Source organism: Streptomyces sp. NPDC006385, assembly GCF_040612485.1.
Classification (GTDB): Bacteria; Actinomycetota; Actinomycetes; order Streptomycetales; family Streptomycetaceae; genus Streptomyces.
Genome location: NZ_JBEXQG010000019.1, coordinates 1 through 19738, shown reverse-complemented (window position 1 = coordinate 19738; position 19738 = coordinate 1). Strand labels below are relative to the sequence as shown.

Annotated in this window: 16 protein-coding genes; 8 read left to right on the top strand and 8 right to left on the bottom strand. The window is 70.9% G+C overall.

The window, feature by feature from the left end; genetic code table 11:
- Window positions 1-36: 36 nt before the first annotated feature.
- The 7 genes from ABZ078_RS17230 to ABZ078_RS17200 form a co-directional block, all read right to left on the bottom strand.
- The gene (locus ABZ078_RS17230) at window positions 37-1062 is read right to left on the bottom strand and encodes a LacI family DNA-binding transcriptional regulator (RefSeq protein WP_356576017.1); all 1026 of its coding nucleotides are present in this window, start codon (window positions 1060-1062) and stop codon (window positions 37-39) included.
- A gap of 86 nt (window positions 1063-1148) precedes the next feature.
- Entirely contained in the window at window positions 1149-2579 is a 1431-nt protein-coding gene (locus tag ABZ078_RS17225; RefSeq protein WP_356576015.1) for a BNR repeat-containing protein, read from the bottom strand.
- A gap of 70 nt (window positions 2580-2649) precedes the next feature.
- Complete coding sequence (locus tag ABZ078_RS17220; protein WP_356576013.1) at window positions 2650-2970, bottom strand: L-rhamnose mutarotase; 321 nt, start codon at window positions 2968-2970, stop codon at window positions 2650-2652.
- A gap of 17 nt (window positions 2971-2987) precedes the next feature.
- Window positions 2988-4067: a rhamnose ABC transporter substrate-binding protein gene (rhaS, locus tag ABZ078_RS17215; RefSeq protein ID WP_356576011.1), complete on the bottom strand. Its 1080-nt coding sequence runs from the start codon at window positions 4065-4067 to the stop codon at window positions 2988-2990.
- Between the two features lie 30 nt (window positions 4068-4097).
- Window positions 4098-5111, bottom strand: coding sequence for an ABC transporter permease (locus tag ABZ078_RS17210; RefSeq protein ID WP_356576009.1), 1014 nt, complete (start codon window positions 5109-5111; stop codon window positions 4098-4100).
- A complete protein-coding gene (locus ABZ078_RS17205; protein ID WP_356576007.1) occupies window positions 5104-6144 on the bottom strand; it encodes an ABC transporter permease in 1041 nt (346 codons plus the stop codon). Before ABZ078_RS17205 ends, ABZ078_RS17210 begins: the two co-directional genes overlap by 8 nt.
- Complete coding sequence (locus ABZ078_RS17200) at window positions 6141-7658, bottom strand: sugar ABC transporter ATP-binding protein (protein WP_356576005.1); 1518 nt, start codon at window positions 7656-7658, stop codon at window positions 6141-6143. Before ABZ078_RS17200 ends, ABZ078_RS17205 begins: the two co-directional genes overlap by 4 nt.
- Before the next feature lie 282 nt (window positions 7659-7940).
- Here ABZ078_RS17200 and rhaI point away from each other — a divergent pair, with 282 nt between their 5' ends.
- From rhaI to ABZ078_RS17170, 6 genes are all read left to right on the top strand, one after another.
- A complete protein-coding gene (gene rhaI, locus ABZ078_RS17195; RefSeq protein ID WP_356576003.1) occupies window positions 7941-9101 on the top strand; it encodes an L-rhamnose isomerase in 1161 nt (386 codons plus the stop codon).
- Window positions 9102-9213: 112 nt separating this feature from the next.
- Complete coding sequence (locus ABZ078_RS17190; RefSeq protein ID WP_356576002.1) at window positions 9214-11253, top strand: bifunctional aldolase/short-chain dehydrogenase; 2040 nt, start codon at window positions 9214-9216, stop codon at window positions 11251-11253.
- A complete protein-coding gene (locus ABZ078_RS17185) occupies window positions 11250-12701 on the top strand; it encodes a rhamnulokinase family protein (protein WP_356576000.1) in 1452 nt (483 codons plus the stop codon). The genes ABZ078_RS17190 and ABZ078_RS17185 overlap by 4 nt, the downstream gene beginning before the upstream one ends.
- A gap of 71 nt (window positions 12702-12772) precedes the next feature.
- A complete protein-coding gene (locus tag ABZ078_RS17180) occupies window positions 12773-13528 on the top strand; it encodes a (Fe-S)-binding protein (protein WP_356575998.1) in 756 nt (251 codons plus the stop codon).
- Window positions 13525-15003 (top strand): LutB/LldF family L-lactate oxidation iron-sulfur protein, encoded by a 1479-nt coding sequence (locus tag ABZ078_RS17175; protein WP_356575996.1) that lies wholly within the window; start codon window positions 13525-13527, stop codon window positions 15001-15003. Before ABZ078_RS17180 ends, ABZ078_RS17175 begins: the two co-directional genes overlap by 4 nt.
- Window positions 15000-15653 carry an LUD domain-containing protein gene (locus tag ABZ078_RS17170; RefSeq protein ID WP_356575994.1) on the top strand — a complete coding sequence of 218 codons (654 nt, stop codon included), beginning with the start codon at window positions 15000-15002 and terminating at the stop codon, window positions 15651-15653. The genes ABZ078_RS17175 and ABZ078_RS17170 overlap by 4 nt, the downstream gene beginning before the upstream one ends.
- 10 nt (window positions 15654-15663) lie before the next feature.
- Here ABZ078_RS17170 and ABZ078_RS17165 read toward each other — a convergent pair whose 3' ends face one another.
- Window positions 15664-17202 carry an FAD-dependent oxidoreductase gene (locus tag ABZ078_RS17165; protein ID WP_356575992.1) on the bottom strand — a complete coding sequence of 513 codons (1539 nt, stop codon included), beginning with the start codon at window positions 17200-17202 and terminating at the stop codon, window positions 15664-15666.
- 327 nt (window positions 17203-17529) lie between these two features.
- On the opposite strand from ABZ078_RS17165, the gene ABZ078_RS17160 reads away from it, so the two are divergent.
- Both ABZ078_RS17160 and ABZ078_RS17155 read left to right on the top strand, forming a co-directional pair.
- Entirely contained in the window at window positions 17530-18315 is a 786-nt protein-coding gene (locus tag ABZ078_RS17160) for an ABC transporter ATP-binding protein (RefSeq protein ID WP_356576224.1), read from the top strand.
- 3 nt (window positions 18316-18318) lie between these two features.
- Window positions 18319-19629: an FtsX-like permease family protein gene (locus ABZ078_RS17155; protein WP_356575990.1), complete on the top strand. Its 1311-nt coding sequence runs from the start codon at window positions 18319-18321 to the stop codon at window positions 19627-19629.
- Window positions 19630-19738 lie beyond the last annotated feature (109 nt).

Genomic DNA, 19738 nt, shown 5'->3' with positions numbered 1-19738 from the left:
GAGCCCCGGGATCATGAAATCGTACGGAACGGCGGATCAGCGGGCCGACAGGCTGGAGCGCCGGACCACCAGCTCCGGCTGGAGGACGACCCGCCGGTGCTCGTGCTTCTTCGCCGCGGTCTCCTCCTCCGTCTCCTCCAGCAGCATCTCCGCCGCGAGGGTGCCCATGGTGACCGCGGGCTGCCGTACGGAGGTGAGGGGGACGGCCGCGGCGGCCGCGAACTCGATGTCGTCGTAGCCGACGATCGCGAGGTCGTCGGGGACGCCGACGCCCGCGGCGTACATGGCCTGGAGGACGCCGAGGGCGAGCAGGTCGTTGGCGCAGAAGACGGCGGTGGGACGCTCGGCCAGGCCGAGCAGGCGGGCACCGGCGTCGCGGCCGGCGGCGACGTCGAGCCGCTCGGTGGGCAGTTCGCGCAGGTGCTCGGGGCCGAGGCCGGCCTCCCGCAGCGCGTTCAGGGCGCCCGTGCGGCGGTCACGGACCTGGTTGAGGCCGGGCGGGCCGCTGACGTACGCGATGGAGCGGTGCCCGGCGTCGACGAGATGGCGCACCGCCAGCGCCCCGCCCGCGACGTCGTCGACGGAGACCGAGCACTCGGTGGTGCCCTCGGCGACCCGGTCGACGAGGACGAAGGGGATGTTGTGCCGCCGGAACATCTCGATGTTGCGGCCGGTGGCGTCGGCCGGGGTCAGCAGGACGCCGCGGACCCGCTGCTCGGCGAACAGCGAGAGGTAGTCGGCCTCCTCGCTCGCGCTCTGGGCGCTGTTGCAGACCATGACGCCGAGCCCGGCTTCCCGCGCGGCCCGCTCGGCGCCGCGCGCGACGTCGACGAAGAAGGGGTTGCCCATGTCGAGGACGAGCAACCCCATGATCCGGCTGCGGCCCGCGCGCAGCTGGCGCGCGGACTCGCTGCGGACGTAACCCAGCCGGTCTATCGCGGACTGCACCCGCGCCCGGGTCTCGGTCGCGACCGTGTCCGGACGGTTGATGACGTTCGAGACCGTGCCGACGGAGACTCCGGCGGCGCGGGCGACGTCCTTGATACCCACCGACTGGGCCATCGGGCAGGGACCTCCAGGAAGACAGTTGAGACGTGGGCGGCGGGAAGGTCTTCACATTACCGTCACGCCGCCCGCAACGGCTGCGATCAGGCAGGCAGACGGAAGTTGAGGTTACGCAGCGCCGAGGGCGTCGTACCGCTGGACTTCTCCTGGTACATGATCGACAGGAAGTGGTCCTGTCCGACGCGCGTCTCGTCGATCACGACCTCGCCGAAGGCGTTCAGCCCGGCCGTGACGCCGTCGTACAGCATCGTCCAGTCCGTGTATCCGGAGGCCTTGGAGGCGCCGGCTATACGACAGAACGGGAAGATCGCGTACGCGTTGTCGTACTTGTCCAGGATCAGCTTGGTGCGCTGGCTGGAGTTCAGCGGGACGGGGATCTCGGTCTTCTGCCAGGTGCCGGAGGCGTTCTTGCGGACGTGGAAGGCGCGGCCGTTCCTCGTGCGGTCGGCGACGTAGTTCGTCGTGCACTGGCCGAAGCGGCCCGGGACGTAGGAGATGATCGCGTGCGGGCGGCCGGCGGAGTCGGTGAACTGGCTCTCCTGGTTCATCAGGGAGTGGTCCGGGTTGAGCGGGTCCACGACCAGGCCGGCGTCGTTCACGGACACCTTGTCGGAGCCGCCGGTGACGCCCACCACGGTGCCCGCGTCGTTGCGCCAGGTGCGGCCGCGGTCGTCGGAGTAGACGTAGCCGGTGTCGTGGTTGGTGATGCCGCCGCCCGAGCACATCACGGCGCCGTTCTGCTCACGCCAGGTGAAGAAGGAGTGCAGGCGGCCGTTCCGGTCGTAGTCGATGCCGTGCAGGTACATGTTGCGGGCCGTGGAGGAGCCGTGCTCGCTGGTGTACGTGCCCGTGGAGCTGGTCCACTCGCCGAGGCTGGTCCACTTCGAACCGTCGTATTCCGCGAGGGCGTTGCGGCCGTTGCCGGAGACGGCGACCCGGTAGCTGAGCTGCAGCTTGCCGTCGGGTGTGGAGACGAACTGCGGGTAGGTGAACTGCGAGGTGAGCGCGAGGCCGTCCAGCGTGGACTGGGGGGCGCCGAAGCGGCTCGTGGTCCAGCTCAGGCCGGACGGGTTGTCCATGAGGCCGGCGACCGACTTGACGTAGGTGAAGCCGTCGCTGTGCGAGTCCATGTTCAGGTGGAGACGGCCGTCGACCTTGGAGATCCCCATCGAGATGACGTTGTGGGAGTCGTTGTAGCGCAGGGTGTGGCCGACCTTGACCGTGGACCAGGTGCCGGCGCCGAGCGCGCGACGGCCGACGACGGCGTTGCGGTCGGCCGTGTACCAGACGGCGTACTGGTAGCCCTTGTAGGTCAGCAGGCCGTTCTTCTGGAAGGCGTTGTTGTTGACCAGGCCGTCGTACGACACGAAGAAGATGGCCTGCGTGTCGAGGGTGGTGGTGCCGGTCAGGGTGACCGACGGACCGGGGTCGGCGGCGCGGGCGGTTCCGGAGGCGAGGGCTGGGGTCATCACGGCTCCTGCGAGGGCGGCGCCCAGCAGCGTACGTCTCTTCATCTCGGGGGACTCCGTTGTCGGCGAGGTGCGGGAGGGGAACGGGGTGGGAACGCGGGTGTCGCGGGGTGGGTCAGGCGAGGTGGAACACCTCGGTGAGCGGTTTCATGGCCTCGTCGGGCCGGGCGCCGTCCAGCGACTCGAAGAACGGCGCCATCTCCGCCTGCCAGCGGGCGTTGACGTCGGTGGCTTCCATACCGGCCACGGCGGTGGCGAAGTCCTCGGTCTCCAGGTAGCCGACGAGCAGGCCGTCCTCGCGCAGGAAGAGCGAGTAGTTGTGCCAGCCGGTGGCCGAGAGCGCTTCGAGCATCTCGGGCCACACGGCGGCGTGCCGCTCGCGGTACTCGTCGAGGCGGTCCGCCCTGACCTTCAGCAGGAAGCACACGCGCTGCATCAACAACCCTCCGGGTGTCAGAAGTTGTACTGGTCGATGTTCTTGGCGTCGAAGACGGTGGGCTTGCCGAGGCTGATCACGCCGTCCTTGCCGATGGTGTAGGTGGTGTCGCCGGCCTTGAAGGTCTCGCCCTCCTTGCCGGTGATCTGGCCGGAGACCAGGGCGACGGCGGTGCGGGCGGCCAGGTCGCCGAGCTTGGCCGGGTCCCACAGCTCGAACGCCTCGACGGTGCCGTTCTTGACGTACTTGCGCATGTCGTTGGGGGTGCCGAGACCGGTCAGCTTGACCTTGCCCTTGTACTTGGAGCCCGACAGGTACTGGGCGGCGGCCTTGATGCCCACCGTGGTCGGGGAGATGATCCCCTTCAGGTTCGGGTACTCCTGGAGCAGGCCCTGGGTCTGCTGGAAGGACTTCTGGGCGTCGTCGTCACCGTAGGCGACCTTGACGAGCTTGATGTCCTTGTACTTGGGGTCCTTCAGCTCCTCCTTCATGAAGTCGATCCAGATGTTCTGGTTCGTCGCGGTCTGCGCGGCGGACAGGATCGCGATCTCGCCCTTGTAGCCGATCTGCTTCGCGAGCAGCTGCACCTCGGTGCGGCCGAGGTCCTCGGCGGATGCCTGCGAGACGAAGGCGTTGCGGCAGTCGGCGGTGGTGTCGGAGTCGTAGGTGACGACCTTGATGCCGTTCTTCATGGCCTGCTTGAGCGCGGTGCACAGGGCGCCCGGGTCCTGCGCGGAGACGGCCATCGCGTCGACCTGCTGCTGGGTGAGCGTGTTGACGTAGGAGACCTGGCCGGCGGTGTCGGTGGCGCTGGACGGGCCGACCTCCTTGTAGCTGGAGCCCAGCTCCTTCAGGGCCGCCTCGCCGCCCTTGTCGGCGGCGGTGAAGTAGGGGTTGTTGACCTGCTTGGGCAGGAAGCCGACGGTCAGGCCCTTCTTCAGCTCGGCGTTCGGGTTCGCCTTGCCGGCCGAGGCCGCGGAGCCGCCCTCGTTCTTGACGTCCTCCTTGGTGGTGCCGCCGCAGGCGGTGGCGGCGAGGGCGAGGGAGGTGACGGCGGCGAGGGCCGCGCAGGTGCGGCGGAGGGATGACTTGCGCATGGCGATGGTCCTTTACGAGGAAGGGCTGGGTTACGAGGCCGGAGTCGAGGCGGCGGCTCTGCGGCCCGCCCTCGCTACGGAGATCTGGCGTGCGACCCGGGGGCCGAGCACGGAGAGGACGAGCAGGACACCGGTGACGACGATCTGCGACTGGGCGGAGACGTCCTGGAGGCTCATCACGTTCTGCAGCGCGCCGAGCAGGAAGACTCCCGCGATGGCGCCGCCGAGCGTGCCCTTGCCGCCGTCGAAGTCGATGCCGCCGAGCAACACGGCGGCGACGACGGAGAGTTCGAGGCCGGTGGCGTTGTCGTAGCGGGCGCTGGCGAAGTGCAGGGCCCAGAAGACGCCGGTGAGGGCGGCCATCAGGCCGGTCACCGTGAACAGGATCAGCTTCTGCCGCTTGACGCGGATACCGGCGAACCGGGCGGCCTCCTCGCTGGCGCCGATCGCGAACAGCGACCGCCCGAACGGGGTGGCGTGCAGGACGACCACGGCGATCGCGAGCAGGACCAGGAAGGGCAGGAAGGCGTACGGGACGAAGGTGTCGCCGATGCGTCCGGACGCGAAGTCCAGGTACGGGGTGGGGAAGTCGGTCACCGCGTCCGAGCCGAGCACGATCTGCGCGATGCCCCGGTAGGCGGCGAGGGTGCCGATGGTGACGGCGAGGGAGGGCAGGCCCAGCTTGGTCACCAGCAGACCGTTGATCAGTCCGCACACGACGCCGAGCAGCAGACAGATCGGGATGATCGTCTCGATCGCCATGCCCTGGTTCCACAGGGCTCCCATCACGGCACCCGACAGACCGGCCGTCGAGGCGACGGAGAGGTCGATCTCGCCGGAGACCACGAGCAGGGTCATCGGCAGGGCGATGAGGGCGATCGGCAGTGTGTTGCCGATGAGGAACGACAGGTTGAGGGCGTTGCCGAAGCCGTCGACGGTGCCGAAGGACAGCAGCAGGACCACGACGAGGAGGGCGCCGACGGCTGAATCCCACCTTTTGACGGAGGACCAGCGGATCGCGCGGCCAAGGGAGACGTCAGCCATGGCGGGCGTTCCTCTTCTTCAGGGCGGAGGCCACGCGCAGCGCGACGATCCGGTCGACGGCGATGGCGAGGATGAGCAGGATGCCGTTGATGGCGAGCACCCAGACGGAGCTGACGCCGAGGGCGGGCAGCACGCTGTTGATGGAGGTCAGCAGCAGCGCGCCGAGCGCCGCGCCGTAGACGCTGCCGGAGCCGCCGGTGAAGACGACACCGCCGACGACGACCGCGCTGACGACGGTGAGTTCGTAGCCGGTGCCGGTGCCGGAGTCGACGTTGCCGAAGCGGGCCAGGTACATGGCGCCCGCGAGTCCGGCCAGCGCACCGCAGAACGTGTACGCGGCCAGGATCCGCTTGCGCACGGGGATGCCGGCGAGGCGGGCGGCCTCCGGGTTGGAGCCGAGGGCGTACAGCTCGCGGCCGCTGCCGAAGTGCTTGAGGTAGTACGCGGTCGCCACCAGGACGGTGACGGCGATCAGCGCCAGCCACGGCACCGCCGAGACGCCGCCGGAGCCGAAGTTCACGAACCCGTCCGGGAGGTCGGCCGCCGTGATCTGGCGGGAGCCGACCCAGATGGAGTCGATGCCGCGGATGATGTAGAGCGTGCCCAGGGTGACGACGAGGGCGGGCACCTGGCCGAGGCTGACGAGGAGGCCGTTGAGCAGACCGAAGCCGACGCCCATCAGCACCGCCAGGAGCACGGCGACGACCGGGTTCCCGCCGCCCTGGAGATACGTACCGGCGGCGAAGGCGCTGATGCCGAGGGTGGAGCCGACCGACAGGTCGACGTTGCGGGTGATGACGACCAGGGACTGACCGGTGGCGACCAGGACGAGGATCGTCGCGTTCAGGAGCAGGTCCTTGATGCCCTGTTCGGTGAGGAACTCGCTGTTGCCCAGCTGGGTGACGACGATCATCACCAGGAAGACGACCAGGATGGCGAGTTCGCGCATCTTGAAGACGCGGTCGACGAGACGGGTGCCGCCGGACTTGGGTACGTCGGTCACGGGAGCCTCTTGGGGAGTGGTCACCGTCATGCGGCGGCCCTCCCGGTGGCTGCGGCCATCACGGTTTCCTCGGTGGCGTCGGAGCGCGGGATCTCGGCGGTGAGGCGGCCCTCGTGCATCACGAGCACGCGGTCGGCCATGCCGAGGATCTCGGGCAGGTCGGAGGAGATCATCAGGACGGCCACGCCGTCGGCGGCGAGTTCGCTGAGCAGCCGGTGCACCTCGGCCTTGGTGCCGACGTCGATGCCCCGGGTGGGCTCGTCGACGATCAGCACCTTGGGGCCGGTGGCGAGCCACTTGGCGAGGACGACCTTCTGCTGGTTGCCGCCGGACAGGGTGTTGACCGTGTCGGCGATCCGGGCGTACTTGACCTGGAGCTTGACGGCCCAGTCGAGGGAGCGGCTGCGTTCGGCGCCGCGGTCCATCAACCCCGCCTTGACGGTCGTACGGAGTCCGGTGAGGCCGATGTTGCGCTCGATGGACATGTCCATCACCAGGCCCTGGGCGCGGCGGTCCTCGGGGACGAGGGCGAGGCCGGAGGCCATGGCGGTGGACGGGGCGCCGTTGATCAGGGCCTTGCCGTCGACGGAGACCTCGCCGGCGTCCCAGCGGTCGATGCCGAACACGGCTCGCGCGACTTCGGTACGGCCGGCGCCGACGAGGCCCGCCAAGCCGACGATCTCACCGCGGCGTACCTCGAAGGAGACGTCGGTGAAGACGCCCTCGCGGGTCAGCCGGCGCACGCTCAGGGCGACCTCGCCCGGCTTCACGTGCTGCTTCGGGTACAGCTCGTCGAGGTCGCGGCCGACCATCCGGCGCACCAGGTCGTCCTCGGTCATCCCCTCCAGCGGCTCGCTGGCGATCCAGGCGCCGTCGCGCAGGGTGGTCACCCGTCGGCAGATCTGGAAGATCTCCTCCAGCCGGTGGGAGATGAACAGGACGGCGGCGCCCTGTTCGCGCAGGGTGCGGACGACTCCGAAAAGGCGGGCGACCTCGCTGCCCGTGAGGGCGGCGGTCGGCTCATCCATGATCAGGACGCGGGCGTCGAAGGAGAGCGCCTTGGCGATCTCGACGATCTGCTGGTCGGCGATGGACAGGCCGCGCGCGGGGCGGTCGGGGTCGAGTTCGACGCCGAGCCGCCGCATCAGGGCGAGGGTCGCGGCGTGCGTGGCCTTGTGGTCGATGCGGCCGAGGGCGCGCTTGGGCTGACGGCCCATGAAGATGTTCTCGGCGATCGACAGGTCGGGGAAGAGGGTCGGCTCCTGGTAGATCACGGCGATGCCGGCGTCGCGGGCGTCACCGGGGCCGTGGAAGACGACGGGGGCGCCGTCGAGCAGCACCTGGCCCGCGTCGGGCCGGTGCACGCCGGCGAGCGTCTTGATGAGGGTCGACTTGCCCGCGCCGTTCTCGCCGGCGAGGGCGTGCACCTCCCCGGGGAACAGCTCCAGGGAGACGTCCCGCAGGGCGCGGACCGCGCCGAAGGACTTGGAGACGTCCCTGAGCGCCAGAACCGGGGCCGGACCCGTGGTGGACGGGTGGGTCATGGGGGCTCCTCGACGACGCCGGCGGGACGGCCCTATCGGCGTCGTGAAAGGTTTCAACTTGGTTGCCGGGACGTTAGGCATGGACGGCATGTCACGTCAATGGGTCCGTGTCGAAAAAGTTTCGATGAATGAAGGTCACGGTCAGGCCACGACGAACAGCCTTGGTCGCGGGGGTTGACACCCCTCCGGCCTACTCATACGTTCCCGTCTTGAATCGTTTCACAGCGAAGCCTTTCAGATGCCTACCGTCCGACTTCCGTCCCGACGTCACAGGAGCCCTCAGTGACCGAGCTCGCCGCGGTGAAGGCCGCACTCAAGACCCAGGCAGTCGAAACGCCGTCGTGGGCGTACGGGAACTCGGGGACGCGCTTCAAGGTGTTCGCCCAGCAGGGCGTTCCGCGTACGCCGCGGGAGAAGCTGGAGGACGCCGCTCAGGTGCACGCGTTCACCGGCGTGGCCCCGACCGTCGCGCTGCACATCCCCTGGGACAAGGTCGACGACTACGCGGCGCTGGCGAAGTTCGCCGAGGAGCGCGGCGTGAAACTGGGCGCGATCAACTCCAACACCTTCCAGGACGACGACTACAAGCTGGGCAGCATCTGTCATCCGGACGCGGTGGTGCGGCGCAAGGCCGTGGACCATCTGCTGGAGTGCGTCGACATCATGGATGCGACGGGGTCCCGGGATCTGAAGCTGTGGTTCGCGGACGGCACCAACTACCCCGGGCAGGACGACATCCGGGCGCGGCAGGACCGGCTGGCCGAGGGCCTCTTGGAGGTGTACGGGCGGCTGGGCGAGGGGCAGCGGATGCTGCTGGAGTACAAGTTCTTCGAGCCGGCGTTCTACGCGACGGATGTGCCGGACTGGGGGACGGCGTACGCGCACTGTCTGAAGCTCGGAGACAAGGCGCAGGTCGTGGTCGACACCGGGCACCACGCGCCCGGCACCAACATCGAGTTCATCGTCGCGACGCTGCTCCGGGAGGGGAAGCTCGGTGGGTTCGACTTCAACTCGCGGTTCTACGCCGACGACGACCTGATGGTGGGGGCGGCGGACCCGTTCCAGTTGTTCCGGATCATGTACGAGGTCGTGCGTGGGGGTGGGTTCACTCCCGAGGTCGCGTTCATGCTCGATCAGTGCCACAACATCGAGGCGAAGATCCCGGCGATCATCCGGTCGGTGATGAACGTGCAGGAGGCCACGGCGAAGGCGCTGCTGGTCGACCGGTCGGCGTTGGCCGAGGCGCAGGCCTCTGGTGACGTGCTGGAGGCGAATGCCGTGCTGATGGACGCGTACAACACGGATGTGCGGCCGCTGCTGGGTGAGGTGCGGGAGGAGATGGGCCTCGATGCCGACCCGATTGCCGCGTACCGCCGGTCCGGGTGGGCCGAGAAGATCGTGGCCGAGCGGGTTGGTGGGGAGCAAGCCGGGTGGGGGGCGTAAGCATCTGCCGAGTTCTGTTGTCTGCGGACTGCGGGCCGTGTGTGGCTGGTCGCGCAGTTCCCCGCGCCCCTAGGGGCATAACCGCTCCCCCTCTCAGATAGGACTGTTACTCATGGCACCCCACCCCGAAGCCGCCGCCCTCCTCGCCCGTTCCCACCGGCTCGGCTCCGACCCCCGTAACACCAACTACGCCGGCGGAAACGCGTCGGCCAAGGGCACCGCCACCGACCCCGTCACCGGTGGTGACGTCGAGCTGATGTGGGTCAAGGGGTCCGGTGGTGACCTCGGGACGCTCACCGAGGCGGGGCTCGCCGTGCTGCGGCTGGACCGGATGCGGGCGCTCGTCGACGTCTACCCCGGCGTCGAGCGTGAGGACGAGATGGTCGCCGCCTTCGACTACTGCCTGCATGGGAAGGGTGGGGCGGCTCCGTCCATCGACACCGCCATGCACGGGCTCGTCGAGGCCGCGCACGTGGACCATCTGCACCCCGACTCCGGCATCGCGCTGGCCTGTGCCGCCGATGGTGAGAAGCTGACCGCAGAGTGCTTCGGTGACACCGTGGTGTGGGTGCCGTGGCGGCGGCCCGGGTTCCAGCTCGGGCTCGACATCGCCGCGGTGAAGGCCGCCAACCCGCAGGCCATCGGGTGCGTTCTCGGGGGCCACGGGATCACCGCCTGGGGTGACACCTCCGAGGAGTGCGAGCGGAACTCGCTGCACATCATCCGGACCGCCGAGGCGTTCCTCGCCGAGCGAGGGAAGCCGGAGCCCTTCGGGCCGGTGGTCGAGGGCTACGCGGCGCTGGGCGCCGACGAGCGTCGGGAGCGGGCCGCGGCGCTGGCGCCGGCCATCCGCGCCATCGCCTCGCAGGACCGTCCGCAGGTCGGTCACTTCAACGACTCCGAAGTCGTCCTCGACTTCCTCGCGAGCGCCGAGCACCCGCGGCTCGCGGCCCTGGGCACCTCGTGCCCGGACCACTTCCTGCGGACCAAGGTGCGGCCGCTCGTCCTCGACCTGCCGCCGACCGCGCCCCTCGACGAGGCCGTCGCCCGGCTCAAGGAGCTGCACGCCGAGTACCGCGACGAGTACGCCGCCTACTACCAGCGGCACGCACTGCCCGACTCCCCCGCCATGCGCGGCGCCGACCCGGCGATCGTGCTGATCCCCGGGGTCGGCATGTTCAGCTTCGGCAAGGACAAGCAGACCGCCCGGGTGGCCGGGGAGTTCTACGTCAACGCCATCAATGTGATGCGGGGCGCCGAGGCGGTCTCCACGTACGCGCCCATCGAGGAGTCCGAGAAGTTCCGTATCGAGTACTGGGCCCTTGAGGAGGCCAAGCTCCAGCGGATGCCGAGGCCCAAGCCGCTCGCGACGCGGGTCGCGCTCGTCACGGGTGCCGGAAGCGGGATCGGGAAGGCCATCGCGCACCGGCTCGTCGCGGAGGGGGCGTGTGTGGTCGTCGCCGATCTCGATGCCGAGAACGCGCGGGCCGTCGCCGAGGAGCTGGGCGGATCGGACAAGGCCGTCGCCGTGACCGTCGACGTCACGTCCGAGGAGCAGATCGCCGCGGCCTTCAAGACCGCCGTGCTGGCCTTCGGCGGGGTCGATCTCGTCGTGAACAACGCCGGCATCTCCATCTCCAAGCCGCTGCTGGAGACCTCCGCCAAGGACTGGGACCTCCAGCACGACATCATGGCGCGGGGGTCCTTCCTCGTGTCGCGGGAAGCGGCGCGGGTGATGATCGCGCAGGGGCTGGGCGGCGACATCGTGTACATCGCCTCCAAGAACGCCGTCTTCGCCGGGCCCAACAACATCGCCTACTCCGCCACCAAGGCCGACCAGGCCCACCAGGTACGGCTGCTGGCCGCCGAGCTGGGTGAGCACGGCGTCCGTGTCAACGGGATCAACCCCGACGGCGTCGTGCGCGGCTCCGGGATCTTCGCCGGCGGATGGGGCGCCAAGCGGGCCGCCGTGTACGGGGTCGAGGAGGAGAAGCTCGGTGAGTTCTACGCCCAGCGGACCATCCTCAAGCGGGAGGTGCTGCCCGAGCATGTCGCGAACGCCGTCTTCGCGCTGACCGGCGGCGACCTGACCCACACCACCGGGCTGCACATCCCGGTCGACGCCGGCGTCGCGGCCGCCTTCCTGCGGTGAACGCGGCCGTGAAGTCGTACGCCGCGGTCGACCTGGGCGCCTCCAGCGGGCGGGTCATGGTCGGCCGCGTCGGACCCGACAGCCTGGAGCTGAGCGAGGCACACCGGTTCGCGAACCGGCCCGTGCGGGTGCCCGAGGGGCTGCGCTGGGACGTGCTCGGGCTGTATGCCGGGGTGCTGGACGGGCTGAAGGCGGCCGGGCAGGTCGACTCCGTCGGCATCGACAGCTGGGCCGTGGACTACGGCCTCCTGGACGCCGACGGGGCCCTGCTCGGGAATCCGGTGCACTACCGGGACTCCCGCACGGACGGGGTCGCGGAGAAGGTGTGGGCGACCGTGCCGACTCATGAGCTGTACGCGGCCACCGGGTTGCAGTACGCGCCCTTCAACACCCTGTACCAGCTGACGGCAGCCCGTGAGACACGGCAACTGTCCCACGCCCAGCGGCTGTTGCTCATCCCCGACCTGCTGACGTACTGGCTGACCGGCGAGCAGGGCACCGAGCTGACCAACGCCTCCACCACCCAGCTCATCGATCCCCGGACCCGCACCTGGGCGTACGGGATCGCCGAACGGCTCGACATCGATCTGGATCTGTTCGCGCCGTTGCGGCAACCGGGCGATCCGGCCGGGCTGTTGCGGCCCGAGGTGCTGGAGGAGACGGGCCTGTCCGGACCGGTTCCGGTGACCGCGGTGGGCTCGCACGACACCGCCTCCGCGGTGGCCGCCGTACCGGCCGGGGACGGTGAGCGGTTCGCGTACATCTGCACCGGCACCTGGTCGCTGGCGGGGCTGGAGCTCGACGCCCCCGTGCTCACCGAGGAGAGCCGGGCCGCCAACTTCACCAACGAGCTGGGGCTGGACGGCACGGTCCGCTATCTGCGCAACATCATGGGGCTGTGGCTGCTCCAGGAGTGCGTACGGGCCTGGGGGGACCCTGACCTGGGCGGGTTGCTGCTGGAGGCGTCCAAGGTGCCGGCGCTGCGGTCGGTCGTGGACGCGGGGGACGCGGCGTTCCTCGCGCCGGGGCGGATGCCGGAGCGGATCGCCGAGGCGTGCCGGGCGTCGGGGCAGCCGGTGCCGGAGTCGCCCGGTGAGATCACGCGCTGCATCCTCGACTCGCTCGCCCTCGCTCATCGCCGGGCGATCGCGGACGCACAGCGGCTGGCCGGTCACCCGGTCGACGTCGTGCACGTGGTCGGTGGCGGTACCCGCAACGCCCTGCTGTGCCAGCTGACCGCCGACGCCTGCGGGCTGCCGGTGGTGGCCGGTCCGACCGAGGCCGCCGCCCTCGGGAACGTCCTCGTGCAGGCGCGGGTCCACGGGCTGGTCGGCGACCTCGCGGACGGGCGGCGCCTGCTCACCCGTACGCAGCCGTTGACACGGTACGAGCCGCGGGGGGACACGGCACGCTGGGACGAGGCGGAGGCCCGGCTCACCGCACGGTGAGCGGGGTCTCCCCCGGGCCGCGCGCCCGCACTACCCTGCACTCATCCGATGATCGATCACTAGGAGCCGCGATGCGTGTCGCCCTGTTCCTGACCTGTGTCAACGACACGCTCTATCCGGACACCGGGCGCGCCGTGGTGAACCTGCTGACCAGGCTGGGCGTCGAGGTGGACTTCCCGATGGCTCAGACCTGCTGCGGGCAGGCGCACTACAACACGGGCTACCGGCATGAGGCCGAGCCGCTCGCCCGGCATTTCTCCGATGTCTTCGGGAAGTACGAGGCGATCGTCACCCCCTCCGGCTCATGCGGGGCGATGGTGCGGGAGCTGTATCCGCGGATGGGTGAGCGGGCGCGGGCCGAGGGGCGCGGGGACACGCTCGCGGCGACGCTGGCGCCCGTGGTGCCGAAGACGTACGAACTCACCGAGTTCCTGGTGGACGTGCTGGGTGTGACGGACGTCGGGGCCTACTACCCGCACAAGGTGACCTACCACCCGACCTGCCACGGGCTGCGCGGGCTGGGGCTCGGCGACCGGCCCCGGCGGCTGCTCCAGGCCGTCAAGGGACTGGAGCTGGTCGAGTTGCCGGGGGCCGAGGAGTGCTGCGGGTTCGGCGGCACCTTCGCGCTGAAGAACGCCGACGTCTCGGCTGCGATGGGCGCGGACAAGGTGCGCAACGCCGAGTCGACGGGCGCCGAGGTGCTGTGCGCGGCCGACAACTCCTGTCTGATGCACATCGGCGGCACGATGGCGCGGCTCAGCACCGGCATGCGGCCGGTGCACATCGCGGAGATCCTGGCGAGCACGGAGGAGGCACCGGCCGAATGAGCGGGACGTTCGTGGGGATGCCGGCCTTTCCGAAGGCCGCGCACGAGGCCGTGCACGACACGACGCTGCGGGGCAATCTGCGGCACGCCACGCACACCATCCGCGCCAAGCGCGCGAAGGCCGTCGCGGAGGTGTCCGACTGGGCGGCACTGCGGGAGGCCGGGAAGCGGATCAAGGACCATACGCTGCGTCATCTCGACCGCTATCTCGTGCAGTTGGAGGAGTCCGTCGCGGCGGCGGGCGGTACGGTCCACTGGGCCGCCGACGCCGACGAGGCCAACCGGATCGTGGCGGACCTCGTCAAGGCGACCGGTGAGACCGAGGTCGTCAAGGTCAAGTCGATGGCCACGCAGGAGATCGGGCTCAACGAGGCCCTGGAGGCCGAGGGCATCCGCGCCTACGAGACCGATCTCGCCGAGCTCATCGTGCAGTTGGGCAAGGACCGGCCCTCGCACATCCTCGTTCCGGCGATCCATCGCAACCGGGGTGAGATCCGGGACATCTTCCGCGGTGAGATGGGCGCGTGGGGCCGGCCGGCGCCCGAGGGCCTCACGGACACTCCCGCCGAACTCGCCGAGGCCGCCCGGCTGCACCTGCGCGAGAAGTTCCTGCGCGCCAAGGTCGGCGTCTCCGGCGCCAACTTCATGGTCGCCGAGACCGGCACGCTGGTCGTCGTGGAGTCCGAGGGCAACGGGCGGATGTGCCTGACCCTGCCCGAGACGCTGATCTCGGTCGTCGGCATCGAGAAGATCGTGCCCACCTGGCGGGACCTGGAGGTGTTCCTGCAGACACTCCCCCGCTCCTCCACGGCCGAGCGCATGAACCCGTACACGTCCATGTGGACCGGGACCACCGACGAGGACGGGCCGAAGGACTTCCATCTGGTCCTGCTCGACAACGGCCGCACCGACACGCTCGCCGACGAGGTCGGCCGCCAGGCGCTGCGCTGCATCCGCTGCTCGGCGTGCCTCAACGTCTGCCCGGTGTACGAGCGGGCGGGCGGCCACGCCTACGGCTCGGTCTACCCGGGCCCGATCGGCGCCATCCTCAGCCCTCAACTCCGGGGCGTGACCAGTGAGATCGACGCCTCGCTGCCGTACGCGTCGTCCCTGTGCGGCGCCTGCTACGAGGTGTGCCCGGTCGCCATCGACATCCCCGAGGTGCTGGTGCATCTGCGGGAGCGGGTGGTGGAGGGCGGCGCGGTCACCTCGCGGGGCAACAAGGTGGTGCTGAAGCCCGCGAAGGGGCATGCCGCCGAGCGGGCCGCGATGCGGGCGGCGCGCTGGGCGTTCAGCCGCCCGGGCGCCCTGCGCGCCGGTCAGCGGCTCGCCTCGCGCACCCGGCGTCTGCATCCGCGGTCGCTGCCGGGTCCGGGCAGGGCGTGGAGCGGGACCCGGGATCTGCCGACGGTGCCTCAGGAGCCGTTCCGGGACTGGTGGCAGCGGACGCGGAGTGGGAAGGACGGTGGCGAGTGAGCGGCAGGGAGAGGATCCTGGGCCGGGTGCGGCGCGCGCTGGCGGACGTCCCGGAGGACGTACGGCAGGGCGACACGCCGTACGAGCAGGCGGTTGCGCGGGACTATCTGCGCGAACACGGGGAGCGGAGCGTCGAGGAGACGGTCGGGTTGCTCGCCGAGAACCTGGCGGACTACCGGGCCGTCGTGCACCGCTGCACGCCCGCCGACCTCGCGGCGACGATCGCCGGGATGCTCGCCGCGCGGGGCGCGAGGACGGTGCTGGTGCCGCCGGGGCTGGAGGCCGGGTGGCTCGCGGAGGCCGACGTCGAGCGGGTCCCGGACCGGGCGGAGAGCACCCCGCACGAGCTGGACCGCGTCGACAGCGTGGTGACGGGCTGCGCGCTCGCCATCGCCGAGACCGGGACCATCGTCCTGGACGGCTCCCCCGACCAGGGCCGACGCCGCATCACGCTCGTGCCCGACCATCACATCTGTGTCGTACGGGTCCCCGAGCAGGTTGTGTCGTCCGTGCCGCTGGCGCTCGAACGGCTCGATCCGGTCCGCCCGTCGACGTGGATCTCCGGCCCTTCGGCGACCAGCGACATCGAGTTGGACCGGGTGGAGGGCGTGCACGGGCCGCGGACGCTGGAGGTGGTCCTGGTCGGCTGAGGGGCGCGTCTCAGATGTCCCGCGGCTCCAGGGGCCGCACCGCCGGGCCCTGCACCACTCGGCCGTCCGGATCGAAGCGGGAGCCGTGGCACGGGCATTCCCAGGCACGTTCGGCGCGGTTGAAGGAGACGACGCAGCCCAGGTGCGTGCACTTCGCGGAGACGGCGTGCAGCTTGCCGTCCTCGTCGCGGTGGACGGCGCAGCGCTTTCCGGCGAGGTGGACGACGGCGCCGTCGCCCGGCTCGATGTCGTCCACCGACGCGCGCGAGGGGCCGGGCAGGTGCTGGAGCCGGTCGCCCACGAAGTGGCGGGCCACCTCGGCCTGCTGCTTGACGAAGTCCATGCCCTCGCGGAGGACGGACGCCACGCGGCGCGGGTCGTACAGGCCGCTCCAGGGGTTCTCGCGGCCGGTGATCTGATCGCAGAGCAGACGGCCCGCCATGATCCCGCTCGCCATTCCCCAGCCGCCGAAGCCGGTGGCCACGTAGGCGTGCCGGCTCGCCGGGTGCAGCGGGCCGACGAGGGGCACCGAGTCGGTGGGGTCGTTGTCCTGCGTGGCCCACCGGTGCGTGAAGTCGAGGTCCCCGAAGCGCTCCACCGCCCAGCCGGACAGGGCCTCGAACCGGGCCTCGACATCGCCGCCGGTGCCCGGCGTGAAGTGCTCTCCGGTGACGATGAGCAGGCGCCTGCCGTCCTCGTAGGGTGCTGTGCGGACCGAGCGGGTGTTCTGCTCGGGGGTGATGTACATGCCGGTCGGCGCGGCGGTCGCCTCGATGGGAGCGGCGACCACCAGTTCGCGGCGGGGGGAGAGCCGGGTGAACAGCAGCGCCCGGTCGAAGATCGGATAGTGGGTGGCGACCACGACGGACCGCGCGGTCACCTTGACCCCGTCCTCGGTCGTCAGCACACAGGGGTCGCCCTCGGAGAGGCCGACCACGCGCGTGTGCTCGTGCACGCGGCCGCCCAGGCGGCGCAGGTCCTCGGCCAGTCCCAGCAGGTACTTGCGGGGGTGGAACTGTGCCTGCCCCTCGACCCGGACCGCGCCCGCGACCGGGAACGGCAGGTCCGTGTCGGTGACGTACTCGGCGGTCAGGCCCGCCTCCCGGGCCGCGGCGGCCTCCGCCCGCAGCTCGTCGGTGCGGTCGCCGTCCTCGGCATAGGTGTACGCCGCCGTGGCCTCCCAGTCGCAATCGATGCCGAGGGCGTCCGCGGTCTCGGCGGCGTGCCGGATCGCGTCCATCTGGGAGGCCGCGAACAGGCGTGCACCGTCCTTGCCGCGGGTGCGGCGGAGCCGGTCGTAGATCAGGGTGTGCTGGGCGCTCACCTTGGCGGTCGTGTGCCCGGTGACCCCTGCGGCGACCCGGTCCGCCTCCAGCAGGGCGACGGAGTGGCCCCGCCGGGTCAGTTCCCAGGCCGTGCTGAGTCCGGCGATGCCCGCGCCGACCACGGCGACCTCGACGGTGAGGTCACCGTCCGGCGGGGGCGCGAGGTCGCCGGGGGGTGCCGTCTCGATCCAGTACGACGTGTGGGTGCGGGCCTGATCGTCCATGGCGGCCGAGTTCCCCGGACCGGCTCGGCCACACGACGGTGTCCGGATCAGCCGAGGGCGCGGGTCGGCCGACGAGCAGGCGGCGGGCCTGGGAGTCGTGGAGGCCGGGCTCGCGTGACCGGAGCAGGGCGGTCCGGGTGTCGTCCTCGGTCCCGCGCGGGCTGTCGCCGGGCGTCGGCGGGGTCGCCCACGTTCGACCGGAGGTTCGACCGGAGGGTGTCGCCAAGTACACCCCGCGATACGGGTTCTGCGCCCAATGCCGTCAGACCGCCGTCTCCGTAGCGTCTTCGGCAGGGCACAGGGAGTGCCGGACGGAGAGTGATGACGATGTTTCGCGCAGGCTCGCGACGCGACCACGACCAGGGACCCGCCGCCGAGGCGCTCCGGCTGGTCAAGGTCACCAAGACCCATGGCGCGCGCGACAGTGCCGTGACCGCTCTGGACGGGGTGACGTTCGGTCTGGGCCGCGGCACGTTCACCGCGGTGATGGGGCCGTCGGGTTCCGGCAAGACCACGCTGCTGCACTGCGCGGCCGGCCTGGACCGGCCCGACAGCGGCATCGTCCGTGTGGACGGCACGGAGCTGACCGGGGGCGGCGAGGCGGAGCTGACGAAGTTCCGGCGCGGCCGGATCGGGTTCGTGTTCCAGCAGTACAACCTGCTGGAGACGCTGACCGTCGCCCAGAACACGGTGCTGCCGCTCAAGCTCGCCGGGCGGCGCGTCGACCGCGGGCGGGCCGAGCGGGTCCTGGCGTCCGTCGGCCTCGGCGACCGGCTCGGGCACCGCCCCGACCAGCTGTCCGGCGGGCAGCGGCAGCGTGTCGCGATCGCCCGTGCCCTGGTGACCGAACCCCGGGTGATCTTCGCGGACGAGCCGACGGGCGCCCTCGACTCGCGCAGCGCCCGCGCTGTGCTGCGGTTGCTCCAGGAGGCGGTGCGGGTGCACGGCCGGACGGTGGTGATGGTGACCCACGACCCGGTCGCCGCCTCCTACGCGGACTCGGTGCTGTTCCTGGCGGACGGCCGGCTGGCGGGCCGGATGGACGCGCCGACGGCGGACGCGGTGGCCGAGCGCCTGGCGCACCTGGGCGACGACGTGGCGATGGGGGTCTGAGCGATGTTCATGCTGGCCATGCGGTCGATCCGGCACCGTCCCGGGCGGTTCCTCGCCACCCTGCTGTCCGCCTTCCTGGGCGCGGCGGTCATCATGACGTTCAACTCGATGCACGACACGGCGGCGCAGGACGGCGTCGACGCGACCAGCGCGGAGACGTTGTCCACCGCGGCGGGCGTCGTCGGGGGTTACGGCACGCTGCTGGTGTTCTTCGCCGTCGCCTCGGCCCTGACGGTCAACGTCCGTCAGCGCGCCGCCGAGTTGGCGCTGCTGCGCTGCTCGGGGGCGACTGCGGCGCAGCTCAGGCGGATGGTCGTGGGTGAGGCGGTGGCCGTGGCGCTGGTGGGCGCGGCGTCGGCGATCGGTCCGGCGATGCTGGGCGGCGGGGCGCTGCTGGAGGTGTTCCGCGACAGCGGCCAGGTCGCCGGGTCCGTCGACCACTCCTTCGGGCCGATCGCGTATCTGACGGGCCTCGGCATCACGCTGCTCGCGTCGGCGGGCGCTGCCTTCCTCGCCGTGCGGCGGGCGACGCGCGGGCACGAACGGCGGGACCGGGCGCGGACGTTCCTCGCGTACGCCGCGCTGCTCACCGGTGCCGGGGCGGTCTGCTCCACCTTCGCGTTCTCGGCGGCGGACGCGGCCCTGATGGCGCCGCCGGCCTATGGGGCGATCCTCCTTTCGGTGGGGTGCGCGCTGAGGGCGCCGCGGCTGCTGGAAGCCGTGCTGGACCGGCTGCCGCTGAGCGGGGCGAGCGGCTGGCTGGCCGTGCGGAATCTGCGGGAGCGGGCCGGTCATCTGGCCGGGATCCTGGTGTCGTTGATCCTGTTCACGGCGGTGGCCACGGCCACGCTCACCATGCAGGCGGTGGAGAGCGACACGGTCGAGAAGCTGGGCGCCACCAAGTCGGTCGACGACAAGACCCTTGAGACCCTCAACTTCACGGTCGTCGGCATCATCGTGGTCTTCGTCTGCGTGATGCTGGTCAACTCGCTGTACGCGGCGACCAGTTACCGTGCCCGGGAGTTCGGGCAGCAGCGGCTCGCGGGGGCGACTGCGGGTCAGGTGCTCGGGACGGTGGGTGCCGAGGGGCTGATCCTGACGGTCACGGGTGTCCTGTTCGGCGCGCCGGCCGCGCTGGCGGGGATCGTCCCCTTCACCGTGGTCCGCACCGACGGGGTGCTGCCGGGTGAGTTCCTCGGTATCGGCGCGGCGGTCGTCGCGATCGCGGCGACGGTGACGCTGGGCACGAGCCTGGCGACGGCCCGGCGGATGCTGCGCACTCCGGCGGTGGGGGCGGTGGCGGTGGCGTCCTGACGGCGACCGTCCGACGAGGGGCGGGGCGGCCACGATCCCGCCGGCAGCTACGCCCAGCGGTTCATCTGTGAACCGCCTCTTCCCTGCCCACTGAGTATTGGTCACGACA

Coding starts and splice junctions, on each gene's coding strand:
- ABZ078_RS17230 (WP_356576017.1), bottom strand. CDS start 1,062: ATGGCCCAGTCGGTGGGTATCAAGGACGTCGCCCGCGCCGCCGGAGTC.
- ABZ078_RS17225 (WP_356576015.1), bottom strand. CDS start 2,579: ATGAAGAGACGTACGCTGCTGGGCGCCGCCCTCGCAGGAGCCGTGATG.
- ABZ078_RS17220 (WP_356576013.1), bottom strand. CDS start 2,970: ATGCAGCGCGTGTGCTTCCTGCTGAAGGTCAGGGCGGACCGCCTCGAC.
- rhaS (WP_356576011.1), bottom strand. CDS start 4,067: ATGCGCAAGTCATCCCTCCGCCGCACCTGCGCGGCCCTCGCCGCCGTC.
- ABZ078_RS17210 (WP_356576009.1), bottom strand. CDS start 5,111: ATGGCTGACGTCTCCCTTGGCCGCGCGATCCGCTGGTCCTCCGTCAAA.
- ABZ078_RS17205 (WP_356576007.1), bottom strand. CDS start 6,144: ATGACGGTGACCACTCCCCAAGAGGCTCCCGTGACCGACGTACCCAAG.
- ABZ078_RS17200 (WP_356576005.1), bottom strand. CDS start 7,658: ATGACCCACCCGTCCACCACGGGTCCGGCCCCGGTTCTGGCGCTCAGG.
- ABZ078_RS17190 (WP_356576002.1), top strand. CDS start 9,214: ATGGCACCCCACCCCGAAGCCGCCGCCCTCCTCGCCCGTTCCCACCGG.
- ABZ078_RS17180 (WP_356575998.1), top strand. CDS start 12,773: ATGCGTGTCGCCCTGTTCCTGACCTGTGTCAACGACACGCTCTATCCG.
- ABZ078_RS17175 (WP_356575996.1), top strand. CDS start 13,525: ATGAGCGGGACGTTCGTGGGGATGCCGGCCTTTCCGAAGGCCGCGCAC.
- ABZ078_RS17165 (WP_356575992.1), bottom strand. CDS start 17,202: ATGGACGATCAGGCCCGCACCCACACGTCGTACTGGATCGAGACGGCA.
- ABZ078_RS17160 (WP_356576224.1), top strand. CDS start 17,530: ATGTTTCGCGCAGGCTCGCGACGCGACCACGACCAGGGACCCGCCGCC.
- ABZ078_RS17155 (WP_356575990.1), top strand. CDS start 18,319: ATGTTCATGCTGGCCATGCGGTCGATCCGGCACCGTCCCGGGCGGTTC.